The organism is Siphonobacter aquaeclarae, from assembly GCF_900103285.1.
Classification (GTDB): Bacteria; Bacteroidota; Bacteroidia; order Cytophagales; family Spirosomataceae; genus Siphonobacter; species Siphonobacter aquaeclarae.
Genome location: NZ_FNGS01000003.1, coordinates 685,700 through 702,194, shown reverse-complemented (window position 1 = coordinate 702,194; position 16,495 = coordinate 685,700). Strand labels below are relative to the sequence as shown.

General features: G+C 53.3%; 9 protein-coding genes and 2 tRNA genes. 3 read left to right on the top strand and 8 right to left on the bottom strand.

Annotated features, from left to right (window positions below; all coding sequences use genetic code 11):
• Positions 1 to 31: 31 nt before the first annotated feature.
• The 8 genes from BLR09_RS10090 to BLR09_RS10055 form a co-directional block, all read right to left on the bottom strand.
• Positions 32 to 1,081 carry a FecR family protein gene (locus BLR09_RS10090; RefSeq protein ID WP_093201170.1) on the bottom strand — a complete coding sequence of 350 codons (1,050 nt, stop codon included), beginning with the start codon at positions 1,079 to 1,081 and terminating at the stop codon, positions 32 to 34.
• A 94-nt stretch (positions 1,082 to 1,175) separates the two neighbouring features.
• Positions 1,176 to 1,778, bottom strand: coding sequence for an RNA polymerase sigma factor (locus tag BLR09_RS10085; protein WP_093201167.1), 603 nt, complete (start codon positions 1,776 to 1,778; stop codon positions 1,176 to 1,178).
• Positions 1,779 to 2,247: 469 nt separating this feature from the next.
• Positions 2,248 to 3,783, bottom strand: coding sequence for a bifunctional phosphoribosylaminoimidazolecarboxamide formyltransferase/IMP cyclohydrolase (gene purH, locus BLR09_RS10080; protein WP_093201164.1), 1,536 nt, complete (start codon positions 3,781 to 3,783; stop codon positions 2,248 to 2,250).
• Between the two features lie 72 nt (positions 3,784 to 3,855).
• Positions 3,856 to 3,926, bottom strand: a tRNA-Cys gene (locus BLR09_RS10075).
• Between the two features lie 190 nt (positions 3,927 to 4,116).
• Complete coding sequence (rpsA, locus tag BLR09_RS10070; protein WP_093201162.1) at positions 4,117 to 5,892, bottom strand: 30S ribosomal protein S1; 1,776 nt, start codon at positions 5,890 to 5,892, stop codon at positions 4,117 to 4,119.
• Between the two features lie 225 nt (positions 5,893 to 6,117).
• Positions 6,118 to 7,488 carry a hypothetical protein gene (locus BLR09_RS10065; protein ID WP_093201159.1) on the bottom strand — a complete coding sequence of 457 codons (1,371 nt, stop codon included), beginning with the start codon at positions 7,486 to 7,488 and terminating at the stop codon, positions 6,118 to 6,120.
• A 156-nt stretch (positions 7,489 to 7,644) separates the two neighbouring features.
• Positions 7,645 to 9,318 (bottom strand): IPT/TIG domain-containing protein, encoded by a 1,674-nt coding sequence (locus tag BLR09_RS10060; protein ID WP_093201157.1) that lies wholly within the window; start codon positions 9,316 to 9,318, stop codon positions 7,645 to 7,647.
• Positions 9,319 to 9,359: 41 nt separating this feature from the next.
• Entirely contained in the window at positions 9,360 to 12,224 is a 2,865-nt protein-coding gene (locus BLR09_RS10055) for a TonB-dependent receptor (RefSeq protein WP_093201154.1), read from the bottom strand.
• Positions 12,225 to 12,574: 350 nt separating this feature from the next.
• Here BLR09_RS10055 and BLR09_RS10050 point away from each other — a divergent pair, with 350 nt between their 5' ends.
• The 3 genes from BLR09_RS10050 to BLR09_RS10040 all read left to right on the top strand — a co-directional run bounded on the left by BLR09_RS10050 (position 12,575) and on the right by BLR09_RS10040 (position 16,067).
• Positions 12,575 to 14,935 carry a M1 family metallopeptidase gene (locus BLR09_RS10050; RefSeq protein ID WP_093201152.1) on the top strand — a complete coding sequence of 787 codons (2,361 nt, stop codon included), beginning with the start codon at positions 12,575 to 12,577 and terminating at the stop codon, positions 14,933 to 14,935.
• A 125-nt stretch (positions 14,936 to 15,060) separates the two neighbouring features.
• Positions 15,061 to 15,134, top strand: a tRNA-Pro gene (locus BLR09_RS10045).
• A 165-nt stretch (positions 15,135 to 15,299) separates the two neighbouring features.
• Positions 15,300 to 16,067 carry an HNH endonuclease gene (locus BLR09_RS10040; protein ID WP_093201149.1) on the top strand — a complete coding sequence of 256 codons (768 nt, stop codon included), beginning with the start codon at positions 15,300 to 15,302 and terminating at the stop codon, positions 16,065 to 16,067.
• Positions 16,068 to 16,495 lie beyond the last annotated feature (428 nt).

Genomic DNA, 16,495 nt, shown 5'->3' with positions numbered 1-16,495 from the left:
AAGGTTATTTCATAAGCAGTCCGTTTGGGGGTCAGCAGCCCTTCGCATGGATGATGATTTTGGTGCCGGTTACTTCATACCGCGCATCGATTGCCTTGCAGATCAGGTCCAGTTTTTCAAACAGGCTTTCCCGGTCCATTTCGGCGTTGATCTCGCAACGTTCCAGTGCGCGGGCATCATAGTCGATCTCTACGCCGTATACTTTCCCGAGCGTTCCGAGCGCTTCCGCTACAGGCGTATGGTCGAACGTAAAGGCATGTACGGACGGCGCAACTACCGGCTCCGGACGGCTTACGAGCGTGGATGCGAGCGCGCCGTCTTCCCGGTCGAACGTCGCCTGCTGGTTCGGTGTCAGGAACAGGGTTCCCTCCGTCGTTTTGTTCCGGAAGACCGACACCTTCCCGGTTTTGACGATCACCTTCACTTCCCGGTCGGATTCGAACGCCCGGATCCGGAAACTGGTACCGAGGACTTTCGTCACGAGGTCGTTGGCATACACGAGAAAGGGCTGCTCCGGCCGCCGGACGACCTGGAAGAACGCCTCCCCGCTCAACGTTACCTCCCGCGTGGCGCCGTCAAAGGCTTTGGCATAGCTGATGCGACTGCCGGGGGCCAGGGTGACGACACTGCCGTCGGGCAGGGTGACCGGCTGTTCGGCCGACCCGCTGTTGGCTACCTCCGTTGTGGTACTGACTGCCTCCAGGCGTTCCTTTTGTGCTTCGTAGGCAGTAGCCGGCACGTCACGGTAGTGGAAAAACGCATAGCCGGCCAGCACGAGCACAGCAACTGCCGCTGCCACCCGGAAGAGACCGAAGGTCCGGCGAACAGGTTTGGCAGACCGGCGGAGGGCTGCCAGTTTGCCGACTTCCTCACGCAGTTCGTCGTCCGACAACTCCTCGTGTGCATCATGCAGTTCGCGGACAAACCGCGCGGCACGCGCCACATCCGCCCGGCGGTGCGGATAGCGGTTCAGCCACTCATTCCAGTAGCGAACGTCTTCGTCTTCCGGATGCAATACCCATTTCCGGAACGCTTCGTGCAGAATCAGCTGCTCTACCGTGTAGTCTGTATAATCTAGCATAGGTTGAATTGCACTTTTTCGCTCAGTAAGAATAAATAGTACCCCCTTCCGGCGGTATACTCTTTTCTGTAGCGGTTTTTTTGAAAAAAATGAATCAGGGAAAGAAGAGGAAGAATGCCAGTACGCGAACCAGCGCCGGCATGGTATTCCGGAGCTGGGAAAGCGCCCGGTAGAGGAAATTGGCAACGGTCTGGTTTTCTACTTCCATGACCTGCGCGATGGCTTCGTTGCTGAGGCCTTCGTAAAACTTGAGGAAAATAACTTCCTGCTGGCGCCTGGGCAGCGCCTGAATGGCCTGGCGGAGACTCGCCTGGCTTTCGTGTGTGAATTCGGAGGAGATCCACTCTTCTTCAACGGTCCATCCGTCGCTCCATTCGCCGTCCCACTCGTCCTGACTGAACTCCCATTGCCGCAGCTGCTTTTGTTTGCGGAGCAGGTTGTTGCGCAGGGATTTGATCAGGTAAATCGTGACGTAGGGTGTGGTGACGATGGATTGCCGGCGGTTCCATAGTTCCAGAAACAAATCCTGAATGCAGTCTTTGATAAACTCCCGGTCTTTGGAAAAGCGCGTGGCGTAGTTGAAAAGGGTACGGTACCGCCTCTCGGTCAGCAGGTCAAAGGCCTGCTCATCGCCGGCTTTGAACCGGACCCAGAGTTCGGCCATCAGGGCCTCATCGTGCGGTACCAACTTTGCCATCGGTGCTGAAAAAGGGATTGCAAAAAGGAAGACCGGAAAAGTTTCGGGGTACCACTACTCCTTTCTCATTAAAATTTGGGATATCCGGCTCAACGTGTCCCGGGGACACAAAAATAGATATCCATTGACGTTGAGCAAAAAATCTTCCTATTCTCTATATGAAATTTACCAACATGATAGCGGATCTTATCCTGGTGTGTTTTCTCACAGACTTCGCGGACGACACAGACATTGGCTGCGGGGAATAACAGGCGGCGAAGTAGCCCAGGCAAATACTACCAGTTACTTTCTGTGTATTCTGTGTTTTCTGTGAGAAAAAAAGAATTGTCTCACAGAAAGCACAGAATACACAGAAGGGATATTCCACCAGCTATGCGATTACCTGTCTGTGTCGTCTGTGAAGTCCGTAAGAAAAACAAAAAGCCCGCTTCCGAATGAAAGCGGGCTTTCCGATATTCAGCAGTAATGCTTAGTGCTTGAAGTGACGAACGCCCGTGAAGACCATCGCCAGTCCGTTTTTGTTGCAGAAATCAATCGAATCCTGATCCCGTACCGAGCCGCCGGGCTGTACAACAGCCGTGACACCTGCCTGATGGGCGATTTCGACGCAGTCGGCAAACGGGAAGAACGCATCAGACGCCATCACCGCACCGTTCAGGTCAAACCCAAACTCAGCCGCCTTCACGATCGCCTGCTTGAGGGCATCCACGCGTGAGGTTTGCCCGACGCCGCTGGCGAGGAGCTGGTTTTCCTTCGCGAGAACGATCGTATTCGATTTCGTGTGCTTGCACACCTTCAGCGCAAATTCGAGGGCTTTGTATTCGCTTTCTGTCGGAACTTTCTCCGTCTTCGGCGTCATTTCCGTCGCTGCTTCGGTCGCGTTGTCCTTGTCCTGCACGAGTACGCCGTTCAGGATGGTTTTGAACATGTGCTTGACAGCCGGAACGTTCTTGCGCTTGAGCAGGATGCGGTTCTTCTTTGACTTGAGGAGTTCGATCGCCGCGTCGTCGTAGTCCGGCGCGATGAGAATTTCCATGAAGAGCTTGTTCAGTTCTTCGGCCGTTTCGAGATCAACCTTCGCATTGGTTACGATCACGCCGCCAAAGGCAGATACCGGATCGCAGGACAGGGCGTTGAGGTAAGCCTGTTTTGCGGTGGGCGCCGTAGCCACGCCGCAGGCGTTGGTATGCTTGATGATGACGAAAGTCGTGTCGGTAAACTCGTCAATGAGTTGTACCGCTGCGTCTACGTCCACCAGGTTATTGTACGACAGTTCCTTTCCGTTGAGCTTGTCGAAAAGGCCTTCCAGGTCGCCGTAAAAATGAGCAGACTGGTGCGGGTTTTCGCCGTAGCGGAGGGAGTTCTGAGGAAGGTACTTGAAGTTGAAGACGTCTGCCGGGCGATCCGGGAACGTCTGGCCGGCAAACCACTGGTGAATGGCGGAGTCGTAGTGGGACGATACGCCGAAGGCCAGCGTCGCGAAGTAGCGGCGCAGTTCGAGGGTAGTCGTACCCGAATGTTCATTGAGCACGCGGAGGAGGTCGGCGTACTGGCTCCGGTGGGAGACGATGACGACGTCTTCAAAGTTCTTCGCCGCGCCGCGGATGAGGGAGATCCCTCCGATGTCAATTTTCTCGATGATGTCGTCTGCACTTCCTCCGGCGGCGACGGTTTCTTCGAACGGGTAGAGGTCCACGACGACGAGGTCGATCGGGGCAATCTCATATTGTTCGGCCGTTTTGACGTCGTCTTCGTTGCCGCGGCGGTAGAGGATACCGCCGAAGATTTTCGGGTGGAGGGTCTTGACCCGTCCGCCGAAGATCGACGGGTAGCTGGTCAGGTCTTCCACCGGCGTCACCGGTATGCCCATTTCTTCGATGAAAGACTGCGTACCTCCGGTCGAGTACAGTTTTACGCCCTGGGCGTGGAGTGATTCGACGATGGGAGCGAGACCTTCCTTGTGGTAGACGGAGAGAAGGGCGGAAGTGATTTTTTTGTTCGACATGATACAGAGAAAAGAAGAAACTCAGCCGGCTGCGAAACAAAAAACCCCGAGCGAACTCAGGGATTTTTGAAGAGGTACCAAGCGGATTCGAACCGCTGTGGGAGGTTTTGCAGACCTCTGCCTAGCCTCTCGGCCATGGTACCGTGTTTTTCTCGTGCCGGCACTTTTGCCATTCGAGGCTGCAAAAATAGGCAGAAACGGATAGTTTTCACATGCAATCCGCCGATTTTTTATCATATCGTCAGGTAAATCTGACAATTCTTTGATTATCAGCCGGGTATAAAAACAGAAAAGGCGGACCTAAGTCCGCCTTTTCACCCGATTCGGGAGGAATTATTTTCCGCCACGCTCGAGCTGCTCTTTCAGGGCAGCCAGGGCGTCGAGGTCACCGAGAGTGGATTTCTCAGAAGAAGAGTTGGTTTTCTCAACCACTTTCTGAGTCTTCTTTTTCTCTTCGGCGCGTGCTTCGTCTTTCACGTCGCTCCATACGCGGGTAGCGGAAACGACGATACGGCGTTCTTCCTTGTGGAATTCGATCACTTTGAAGTCGAGAGACTCACCGATTTCCGGAGTAGAACCGTCTTCCTTGCCGAGTTGCTTGATCGGGCACTGACCTTCGATACCGTAGGGCAGCTCGATTTGAGCGAACTTGTCAGACTTGGAGAGGATCGTACCCTTGTGTACGGAACCGATCGTGAACACGCCTTCGAAGGTATCCCAGGGGTTCTCTTCGAGTTGCTTGTGGCCGAGAGACAGACGACGGTTGTCGGCGTCGAGTTCGAGAACCACGACATCCATCTTGTCACCAACCTTGGTGTACTCAGACGGGTGCTTGATTTTGCGGGTCCAGGACAGGTCAGATACGTGTACCAGACCGTCGATACCTTCTTCCATTTCGAGGAAGAGGCCGAAGTTGGTCAGGTTACGTACCGTACCGGAGTGCTTCGTTCCCGGAGCGTACTTCGAGAGGAGTTCCGGACGGGTCCAGGGATCTGCGGTGAGTTGCTTGATGCCGAGGGACATCTTGCGCTCGCTGCGGTCGATCGTCAGGACTACGGCTTCGATTTCGTCGCCTACCTTGAGGAAATCCTGCGGGTTACGCAGGTGTTGTGACCACGACATTTCTGAAACGTGGATCAGACCTTCCACGCCCGGCTGAACTTCGAGGAACGCGCCGTAATCGGCTACGTTCACGATCTTGCCTTTCACGCGGGCGCCCGGCTCCACTTCGGCGGGGAGAGCTTCCCAGGGGTGAGCCGTGAGTTGCTTCATGCCGAGAGAGATACGCTTCTTGTCCTCGTCGAAGTCGAGCACAACCACCTGAATGCGCTGGTCCAGTTTGAGGACTTCGCTCGGGTGATTGATCCGGCCCCAGGAGATGTCGGTAATGTGGAGGAGACCATCTACACCACCCAGATCGATGAACACACCGAAATTGGTCATGTTTTTGATCACCCCTTCGAGTACCTGACCCTTTTCGAGGTTCGTCAGGATTTGCTGACGCTGCTGCTCGAGGTCTTTCTCGATGAGGACCTTGTGCGAAACGACAACGTTGTCGTTTGCGTAGTTGATCTTCACGACTTTCACTTCCATCCGCTTGCCGACGAATACGTCGAAATCGCGGATCGGCTTGACGTCGATCTGAGAACCGGGGAGGAACGCCTCGATGCCGTAGATATCGACGATGAGACCACCCTTCGTCCGGCGCTTGACGAATCCGTCGATGACGAGATCCTGGTCGAGAGCCTTCTGGATATTATCCCATGCGGTGATGACCTTCGCCTTCTTGCGGGAGAGGATCAGCTGTCCGTTGGGATCTTCCTGGTTTTCGATGTAGACTTCTACTTCGTCACCGGCTTTGAGTTCCGGCATATCGCGGAATTCCGCGCGGGGAACCATACCATCTGACTTGAATCCGATGTTGAGGATGACTTCACGATCGGTCACACCTACAACGATTCCTTTCACTACTTCTTTTTCAGCAACCTGGCTCAGGGTACCTTCGTACAGAGCAGCCAGTTTTTCACGCTCAGCCTGGGAATAGCCGCTGCCAAAGCCGCGGTTATCAGCGTGGTCCCAATCGAAATCCGTTAACTGATTGTTTGCCATAATAGAGAATTGGCTCGTCCTGAGATACATCAGCCCGCCGGACGGAGCAGACTGAACTTAGTGTGAAACATACTTTCCGCCGAAACGGAACGCAAAGGTAGTTGTTTTTTATTGATAATGAAGGGGATATACCGGAAAATATAACACTTTAATAGCCCGGGGCTTCCTGCCCCGGGCTATTGAGGTTTGACCCCTCCTGGGATCTGTATACGTCAGCGTTTTTGCCTACCTCCACCCCGGAGGAATGACATACCCCGGCGCAACAGCAAACGTGACAGCTCCGGTACTGATCGTGTTCAATTCATATGCTTCTTCTCCGTTTCGCTTCAGGATTACGGGTGCATCAAACGTGAGGCGGGCTTCTCCGAGCTCTACCGTCCCGGAGGTCAGGCGTACCATAGCCCTGGCAGACCGCCCGAATACCGCTTCCTTGCCATTCCCCAGACCGGATTTCCAGAACATTCCGTTTCGCTCCATATAATTGTTTCCGAAGGTAGTTCCGGCCGACACATCCCGCAGAACGGGCGTACCCGGGTCATATTCCCAGACCGTAAACTTCCATTCGTCTCCTTCATTCCGGACGTCCCAACCTGTCAGTTCCAGATCGGGGTCGATCGTGAGCAGCTTGTTGCCGCTGCTAACCAATTCAGACGGGGCACAACTCGCCGTCCGCAGCAATCCCTGCAATTCTCCGCCGCGATCTACCCGCCACAAAACGATATGAAGTTCCAGCTTCCCTTCGGTCCACCGGCTATTGATGGCCCGCATTGTCTCCGCGGAAGTCAGCCTCAGGTTTCGGATATGTTCCCAATATCCGGTGCTCATCCAGCCCTCCATCCGCCCCTGAGCCGGAAAAATAGAATAGTAAAGCCAATCCCGCTGGCCCGAGTACGGATCCTGCTGATTGAAGCGCCATACCAGATCCCTCGGCAGGTTGTATCTCGACGGGTACACGGTCAAATCCTGGTCCCCGATGGCGTAAAACCGGTGTGTCGCAGTCTCCCAGATGATCGTTTTGGACTGACTTTCCACGAACGATTCATCCCTGCCCGACGATTTGCTTTTTGCTACTATCCGTTCGTTTTCCTTCACCACCACAACCGGAAAATCCGGAGCGCTGCCGGCCGAAATCAGGTAAGGATCTTTCGTTGCGCCGTACGTTTTCAGTTGAGACGATGCTTGCAAGTGATTGTCATCTACCGCTACATCGGGTACTTCTTCCTCCCAGGAAGCAGCGGAAAAGCGGGTAAGTTCCGGTACAAAAATGGTCAGCAGCGGCCGCCCGCTCGACCAGCCTTCTACATCCGCCCGTTCGGCATAAGCGGCAAGTGCTGTTTCGAACGTCCTGCCATCCGCCAGCCTCCGGTCTTTGACGGCGGCGTACAGCACGTCAAAATCTCCGTCAGACTTTTTCAGCGCTTCTTCTTTGACAAACTGCCGTACGTCCCTTTCCTGGAGCGCACGGGCCAGCGCCTGCGCAAACGAACCGGAGAGGCTCTCAACAGAGGATATGGGGGTAACGGGATCTTTCTTCCGGGAGCAGGAGACAAGCGCGAAGAAAGCGAGGAGCAGTATTCCTGCATATTTCTTTTTCATAACGCGGGGTGGCTGATTATCAGCTAAATATATTCAATCTCTTTACATGATATAAATCAATGTCCGTTTTTAACAATTCATAAAAAAACCGGAGGCAGAACCTCCGGCTTTTCGAGCAACACCAATATGAAAAATCCGTAAGATCAGTTGAACTGATTACTTGTCGTAGTTCGTGTTTTGCGGATCGAAGTTCGTCCAGCCGCTTACCCAGTTTTCGGTAGCGTTGAATGCGCCGCGGTAATCTACTTTCGTAAAGAATGAATCGGCGCCTTTGTCCGTCCAGACAGCGCCTTTCAGCAGCGGGGAATCCGTTCCGATCGTGAAAGCAGGAGCTGTCAGGTCGAAGTTTTTCGCGTTGAGCTTCAGCGTACCGAGGTCAGCCAGGGTAACGATGGAGTTCATGAACGCCGCCGTGCTGAAGAAGGTCGTAACCTGCTCCTGCGTCACGCCACCGGCGATTGCCAGGGGAGTCAGCGTATTTGCCACGACGATACCGCGCAGCTGCATGTTGTTGGCCGTAGCGTTTGCCAGGGTAGTCGTTCCGTCAAGACGGAGGCCTTCCGGATAGCCTACGAGCAGCGAGTTGAAGATGCTGATCGACGTGTTCCGGCGAAGGTGCATACCGCGTCCGTAAGCGCCTGAGCCTTTCGGCGTGTTGGCCGTGCTCGGAGCCGTTGAGAAGACGAAGTTACTGACGTTGGCAAACACAGCGCCGGTGAGGGGCAGACCGTTGTTCGCATCGGTAGCAGGCGTACCCGGATCGAAGTTATCGGATTCGAAACCATTGGAAGTGGATTGGTCAGCTACTTCCGGATCACGGAGAGATACGGCAAACTGAACTTTACCGGAGAAACCCCAATCGGTATCCCAATCGTCATCCCAACCGCGGTAAGCAACGAGGTATTTTGCGTTTACCGTACCGCCGAACCACTCGTAGGAATCGTCACCGGAGTAGGAAACCTGGATGTGGTCGAGCGTAGTACCTGAACCTACGCCGTAGAGCGTCAGACCGTTGATTTCAGAGTTGGCCGTGTTTGAGAGGGCGATACCGCCGAACTCGATACGCACATACTTCAGGGAGCCGGAGTTGTCCGTCGGGACGTTATAAGTACCTGTCGTACCGGTGATACCACCTTCGAAGTTGGTTGCACCCGGGCGGTTGGTCGGAGCCTTACCGATGAGTACTACGCCACCCCAGTCACCGTAGTTACGGCTACCGGCGGGCTTTGAAGACGTGAAGACGATGGGCTGGGAAGCCGTTCCTTCGGCCATCAGCTTGCCACCCGGCTGAACGATCAGGGTACCTCCCTTGTCGGTTTTAGCCGGATCCTGATCCTTCGTGGCACCTTTGATGATGGTACCCGGCTGGATCGTCAGGGTTACGCCGTCTTTGACGTATACGAATCCTTTGATGAGGTATACTTTAGATGCTTCCCAGGTAGTATTGGCGGTGATGTCACCGGCTACTTCTACAACTGATTTGTTACCCAGCGTAAACGAAGCAGCGCTCGTTACAGCGGCTTTGGTACCGATCTGAACCGTGATCGGGCCGTCTTTCGCTCCGGAAGGTACGGTAGCCACGATGGCCGTCGGCGCAACAGACTTGAGTTTGGCACGGGCGCCGCCGGTGAACGTCACCTTTACGCCTGTGGTGTCGGAACCGAATTCGGTACCGGCAATGGTAATGTCTGAGCCTACAGGGCCGCTGGTCGGGTTGACTCCCGTTACCGTGACTACCGGTGCAGGCGAATCGTCGTTGTTACAGGATGCGACAAACAGCACGGCAGCCACGGCCAGCATCAGGTATCGCAGGGATTGGAACAGCTTCATAGCGCTCTTCTTGAGTTAAGAAATGGATGTACTATTGGTTTTTATGGGATAATCGAACGGCCAAACGTGTATACCAGGCTGACCGTGCTGTAGGAACCGCGCTTGAAGCGGCGGATTTCCTGATCGGCATTGGCTGTCTGGGACGTGACGTCCTTATCGATTTTGGCATTGTGATTGAAATCCTGACTCAGGCGGTAGGCCTGGTTCAGCACGTCCTGAATCCCGACGCGTACTTCCCAGCGTTTGGCGAAGGTTTTGCTGACGTTCAGGTCGATGACGTTCCGCGGCATTTCATACACCGTCGGGCTGTTGACGTTTCCGACCGCGAAAATCCGGGGACCGAAGACGTTGTACAGGATATTGGCCTGCCAGCCGCTCGGCGCTGCATAGTAGATACCGGCGTTGATGAGGTACGGCGACTGGTTCATCATCGCCCGCTTGGTATCAGTAATTCCTTTCAGATCATAGTCCTGGATGGCTCCGGAGAGGTCCGGCGCTTTTACCACGTCGCCGAGGCTGATGGTACTCTTGATGAGCGAGACGTTTCCGACCAGCGTCAGGTTTTTCAGGAAGCTGACACCGGTGGAAGCCAGTGACTTGCGCGCTTCCAGCTCGATACCGTAACTGGTGGCGTTCTTCGTATTAATAAAGGTATACGCCAGACCGTTGGCCTGCGGAAGCAGGAAGTTTTCGATCGGATTCTGGAAGTACTTGTAGAAACCGGTGACGGAAATCAGCTCACCGTCAGACGGATACAGTTCCCACTTCGCATCGACGTTCTGAATCGTAGCGGTTTTGAGGGTCTGGTTTCCGCGAACGTCGGCATTGAACGAGAAATCATAATAGCTGAAGGGCGCCTGCTCCCGGAATTCCGGGCGGTTAACCGTGTAAGAATACGCCAGACGGAGATTTTGTTTGTCGCTCAGCTTGTACGTAAAATTCAGCGAGGGCAGCGGGCTGAAAATTCCCTGGTTGACGAGGCTCGCGTCATTCGGGTTACCCAGCTTCCGGATGTTGTATTCACCACGGAAACCGAGGGTCAGGCTGGCTTTCGGGCTGAAGTATACGTCACCGCCTACATACCCGGCCAGATAGGTATTGCTTGCGTTGTAGGAGTCAATGGCCTTTGTACCGTCGCGCAGGGAGTAGCTTCCTTCCGCTCCGCCGATGTGCTGGTTTCCAAATACCTGATCAATCGGCAGGTTGGATACGCCGCTCATGTTGCCCTGGCGCTGATAGCCGTAGAAACGGGCGTTGAAATCGCGGTCCTTCTGCTCCACATAGGCGCCGAAACGCAGGGTAGCCGGCTCCCGATCGGCAGGGTTGCCGAATTTCTTCTGTACGTTGACGGCGCCGGAATACACAAATTCATGGGTCTTGGACCAGAACCGTCCGGATTCCAGCGGGCTGGGGTCGTTCGGGGTGGATACCGTGAATTCGTTCTGCGGACCGCTGCTTACTTTCTCACGCTGGTAGCGGACACGCTTCCAGTCGGGCTCCCAGCGTCCGGTGTAGCCGAAGCCGGCCATCCAGTCGAGCTTGAGCTGATCGCTAACGATGTTTTCGCCGGAAAGCTGGCTCGTCAGGATACTGCGGTTCTCGAATCGTTCGGAGTACGAGATAATGTCGCGGTCTTCAACAACACTTTCTCCGTTCCGCACCGTCGTTTCGGTGTTTCCGAGCTGATTAAAGAGCGTCTTCCATTCCATATTAAAGGAAGGAGAGAATTTGAACGCCCAGTTGTGCAGAACACCGAGGCGGGTCTGACGCTGATACATCGCGTCGTTGTACCGCTGCGCCAGGTCGTTGGCGACGCTCCCGTTGTTGTACGTACGCAGGGAAATGTCGGAAAACTGGTTCGTGTTGGAATAATTGATACTCGTCAGGTTACTGATACGGGTTTCGCCGATGTCGAAGCGGCGGCCCAGGTTGAAGGCTAAACGAATGTCGGGGGTAACCGTCATCGGCGTCAGCGCCCAGCTGTTGGGAAACAGTTGTGCGTACGACGAGCGGACAGCTGCCGGAAGGTTATTAAAAGTAGCTGCGTCAGTGGGGAAGCTTGTCGGGATCTGCTGGCTCTTGTCCCAAAGGCCGAGCCAGGCCATGCTGCCGCGGTCGTGCGACTGCACATCCTTGAATGTCGTATTAGCGCGGTATCCGAGCGTCACTCCTACGTCGGTGAAGTTGCGGTCCGGCTTTTTCTTGGTATAAATCTTGATCACCCCGCCGGCGAAGTCACCCGGAAGTTCGGCAGCGCCGGACTTGAAGATGATCATACGGTCGAGGATGTTGCTGGGAATCAGATCAAAAGAGAAAGAACGTACGTCGACTTCCGTAGAAGGCGTGATCATGTCGTTCACCATGACCGTGTTGTAACGGGAACTCAGACCCCGTACCATCACAAAGCGGTTGTCGACGATCGACACACCCGGCACCCGGCGGATGGCAGCTGCCGCGTCGCGGTCCTGCGATTTTTGAATCTGGAGGGAAGAAATACCAACGGCAATCGGCTTGAACTGCTTGATTTCGGAAATGACTGCTACTTCGGTATTGGTGGAACGGGAAGCGCGGACGACAACATCAGAGAGTGTCTTGCCTTCTTCGATGAGTTCGGTTTCGAGTGTGGTCGTGTTTCCGGACTCGACGCGAACGTTGGGGATTTCGCGGGTTTGGTACGAAATGTACGTTACCGAAACCTTGTGCGTACCCGCCGGAATGTTGTTGATGACAAACGCGCCGCTGACGTCGGTTTGCGTTCCATGCGAGGTACCTTCCAGACGGACGGTTGCCCCGATGATGCCTTCCTTCGTCTTGGCATCGCTGATTTTACCTCGGATCACCCCGGTCTGGGCTGTCGCCAGCAGGCCGGTAAAGGTTAGGGAGAGCGTTAAAAGTAGACGTAACATATTCGCCTTTTAGTTTTCAGTTTTTCTATTGGTCATTGCTGGCACAAAATTGGGTTTGGCTTATTACCTCAGTTTTTCGGCACTTTTAACAGACAGTGAAGTTTAGACCGGGTCTTGTTAACAATTCCGTAACATTCTCCCGAAAACGGAAAAGCCTGAAAGACAGCGGGTTTCATTAACCAATCGTTCAATAAAAGGCAGCCGCTTCCTCTCTCCGCCCCTGGTACGCGGCAACGATTTGTCGCCGAAAACCCGCCTTTGGCCGAACGATCTATGCCTTCTTTCGACCTGCCCCGAATTTTTGCTATCTTCGAACCATTATCACTTACATCATTTCAGCTTCATCACGGATGAGACGTCTGCTTCTGGCGCTGGGTACAGTCTGTGCCCTCGCCCCTTCTGTGTTTGCCCAACGCGGCAATCTTCCCTCGGCACAGTTCAACGCGAACACCCGCTTCGAACAAATGGGCACCACCCTGCCGACACCGAACACCACGCGCACCGCCTCCGGCGCTCCCGGCAAGGAGTACTGGCAGCAGCGAGCCGACTATGACATCAAAGTGGAGCTCGACGACGCCAACCAGCGCATCATCGGCACCGAAACAGTTACCTATTTCAATTATTCGCCCGATGAGCTGCCGTATCTGTGGATCCAGCTCGACCAGAACCTCTTCAAGAAAGACGCCATCGGCGCTACCACGCAGCTCGGCGGCATCAACGAAGACGGCATGTCTACCGCGCAGCTCACCCGGCTCGCCGGCGGCGCCAAGAAGGAGTACGGATACAACATTATTTCAGTCAAAGACCTGAAAGGCAATGCGTTGCACACCACCACCAACCACACGATGATGCGCATCGACCTGCCCGCGCCGCTCAAGACGGGGCAGTCGTTCAGCTTCTCGGTGGAGTGGAACTACAACATCACGGATTACTACGGCCGGTCAGGGATGGAGTTTTTCCCGAAAGACGGCAACTACAACTACTTCATCGCGCACTGGTTCCCGCGGATGGCCGTGTATGACGACGTCAACGGCTGGCAGCACAAGCAGTTCCTCGGCCAGGGCGAGTTTACCGTGCCCTTCGGTAACTATAAGGTAGCGATCACAGCGCCGAACGACCACATCGTCGGCGCATCCGGCGAGTGCCAGAACTATGCACAGGTTCTGTCTAAAACGCAACTCGAGCGTCTCGAAAAAGCGAAGAAGAACTTCAAGGATCCGACGCTCATCGTGACGCAGGACGAGGCCGTTACCGCCGAAAAAGGCAAGCCTACCGGCAAGAAAACCTGGATCTTCAAGGCCGACAACGTCCGCGATTTCGCGTTTACCTCCAGCCGGAAGTTCATCTGGGACGCCATGATGACCGACGTACAGGGCAAGAAAGTCCTCTGTATGAGCTACTTCTCGAAAGAAGGCAACCCGCTGTGGGAGAAGTACTCGACCCAGGTAATTGCCCACACGCTGAAGAGCTACTCCGCACGTACCATTGCCTACCCGTACCCGGTCGCGATTTCCTGCCACGCCACGCCCGGCGGCGGGATGGAGTACCCGATGATCAGCTTCAACGGCGGTCGCCCGGAACCGGACGGAACCTACTCTGAATCAGTAAAGTATGGCATGATCGGGGTTATCATCCACGAAGTAGGGCACAACTTCTTCCCGATGATCGTCAATTCTGACGAGCGGCAGTGGTCCTGGATGGACGAAGGCCTCAATACCTTCTGCCAGTACCTGGCCGAGCAGGAGTGGGACCGCAACTTCCCCAGCCGTCGCGGCGAGCCTCAGTACATTGTGGATTACATGAAATCGGCGCCGAGCACGCAGGTACCGATCATGTCGTCTTCTGATAACGTATTACAGTTCGGCCCCAACGCGTATGCGAAGCCCGCTACGGGCCTGAACATCCTCCGGGAGACGATCATGGGCCGCGAGCTGTTTGACTATGCCTTTAAGGAATACGCGCGTCGCTGGGCGTTCAAGCACCCGACGCCGGCAGATTTCTTCCGGACGATGGAAGACGCTTCGGGCGTGGACCTCGACTGGTTCTGGAAAGGCTGGTTTTACGGCGTAGAACCCGTAGATCAGGACCTGGTGGAAGTAGAATGGTTTGCCGTAGACCCGATGGACCCGGCCGTGAAGAAAGCCGCTCAGAAAGTCATCGACGACAAAAAGCGCCAGACCCTGGCCGTAGAGCGCAACAAGAAAGATATCAAGGAAACTGTCGTAGAAGCGAATCCGAACATGAAGGACTTCTACAACAGCTACGACCGCTATGCCGTCACCGATGCCGAAAAGAAGAAATACGCCGAATACCTGGCCTCGCTGACCGACGAAGAGCGCAAACTCCTCGAATCCGGCAAGAATTTCTACACGCTGACGGTGAAGAACAAGGGCGGTTTGCCCATGCCGGTGATCCTGAAGGCGCAGTACGAAGACGGCACGAGCGAAGTATTCCGCTACCCGGCCGAAATCTGGCGCATGAACGACATACAGATCCGCAAGGTGATCCCGACCGACAAGAAGGTAACGCAGTGGACGCTGGACCCGTACATGGAAATCGCCGACATCGACACCGAAAACAACGCCTATCCGCGTCAGGCGGCGCAACCGACCCGCTTCCAGGTCTTCAAGCAACGCGCAGGCGGCGCTCCGCAGCAAAACCCGATGCAGCAGCAGCGGTCTACCTCCGGCGCAGTAGGCGGACGTAACTAGTTCATCCTCCAGCCATTACAAAAAATCCTGGCCCGCGGGTCAGGATTTTTTTATGCTTTTGTGAAAAAATACCGCTCCCCGCTCGCGTTTGGCCCTTTTCCGTCCTATATTTGCACCCACATTTTCGGGATGTGGCGCAGTCCGGTAGCGTACTTGCATGGGGTGCAAGGGGTCGTGGGTTCGAATCCCGCCATCCCGACGAGAATGAGAAGAGGCTGGTTCAGAGACAATCTGGGCCAGCCTTTTATATTGTCTTTTTTAATTTATATCTTCTCCTGTATTTCAGTCCGTCTTCGATAAGCTAGCTTTTACATTCAGAATTAAATATATAAGTTGGAAAGATTTTAAATCGACATGCACTATCATGGAAAAAGGCCAGCGACTATGGACAAAGGATGAATTAATATTGGCAATAAATTTATACTGCAAATTACCCTTTGGCCGTTTACACCGCCTCAATCCGCAGGTCATCCATCTTGCGAATTTAATTAATCGAACACCAAGCTCCATCGCTTTAAAATTGGTTAATTTTGCAAGTCTCGACCCAAGCTTGAGAATGAGAGGTATAAAAGGGGCTTCCAACACTAGCAAGTTGGATATCGAAATTTGGAATGATTTTTATAATCACTGGGACACATTGCCTTATGAAAGTGAAAAGCTATTGGCACAATTTAAAAGAACTTCTGTCGAAGAATTAAATAATATTTCCGAAGAAGAATTACCTAAAGAAGGAAAAACAAGAGAGCAAATTGTAAAGGTACGGGTAAATCAATCCTTTTTTCGAAGCACTGTATTAGCCGCGTATAATAATACCTGTTGCATCACTGGTATCAATCAAGAAGAGTTTTTAATAGCAGGACATATTCGCCCCTGGGGAATCGATGAAAAAAATCGGCTGAATCCGAGAAATGGTATTACAATTAATGCTCTTCACGATAAGGCATTCGAGACAGGATATATGACAATTACTCCGGATTATGAAATAAAAATATCTCCTTACCTAAAACGTGACACTCAGCATTTTTTTAATTTTTTTCAAAAATTTGAAAATCAAAAAATCATTCTTCCCAATAGGTTTTTGCCCGATTCTGAGTTTTTAAAATATCACAATCAAGAATGTTTTAAACCGTAAAATGAACTACAAGATCCTAGAAACTCTAGCAGATATATCGTACTACGCCGGACTGGAAGGCTATTATTCAGGAGACTCCAGAGCAGATATATCAAACTTCATTTGTTGGGCAAGAGAGTTTGAGAAAATCCATCAAGACACCGATTGGGACGTGTCCAACTATATGTTAGCCATAGAGGAATATGCGAATATCAAGATTACATCTAAAATCCAGCCATAGATGAGAATTCTTATTTAGAATAGTCCATACATCTCAATTAATGAATGTGTGGAAAACAATTTCCATAAAACGCAATTCTAATCGATATATAGTACTGCCTACGCTCCTTGAATTATTGAAATAATCCTGTGTCATCTTGAATTAAAAGATCCCAAAATCGACAAATTCATATATATAAATAGACAGCAATATCTTGATTTTTCAAGCT

What these genes read in the sequence shown, in the direction of transcription:
- BLR09_RS10050 (WP_093201152.1), top strand. Translation starts at nt 12,575, where the DNA reads ATGAGACGTCTGCTTCTGGCGCTGGGTACAGTCTGTGCCCTCGCCCCT.
- BLR09_RS10040 (WP_093201149.1), top strand. Translation starts at nt 15,300, where the DNA reads ATGGAAAAAGGCCAGCGACTATGGACAAAGGATGAATTAATATTGGCA.
- BLR09_RS10065 (WP_093201159.1), bottom strand. Translation starts at nt 7,488, where the DNA reads ATGAAAAAGAAATATGCAGGAATACTGCTCCTCGCTTTCTTCGCGCTT.
- BLR09_RS10085 (WP_093201167.1), bottom strand. Translation starts at nt 1,778, where the DNA reads ATGGCAAAGTTGGTACCGCACGATGAGGCCCTGATGGCCGAACTCTGG.
- BLR09_RS10090 (WP_093201170.1), bottom strand. Translation starts at nt 1,081, where the DNA reads ATGCTAGATTATACAGACTACACGGTAGAGCAGCTGATTCTGCACGAA.
- rpsA (WP_093201162.1), bottom strand. Translation starts at nt 5,892, where the DNA reads ATGGCAAACAATCAGTTAACGGATTTCGATTGGGACCACGCTGATAAC.
- purH (WP_093201164.1), bottom strand. Translation starts at nt 3,783, where the DNA reads ATGTCGAACAAAAAAATCACTTCCGCCCTTCTCTCCGTCTACCACAAG.
- BLR09_RS10060 (WP_093201157.1), bottom strand. Translation starts at nt 9,318, where the DNA reads ATGAAGCTGTTCCAATCCCTGCGATACCTGATGCTGGCCGTGGCTGCC.
- BLR09_RS10055 (WP_093201154.1), bottom strand. Translation starts at nt 12,224, where the DNA reads ATGTTACGTCTACTTTTAACGCTCTCCCTAACCTTTACCGGCCTGCTG.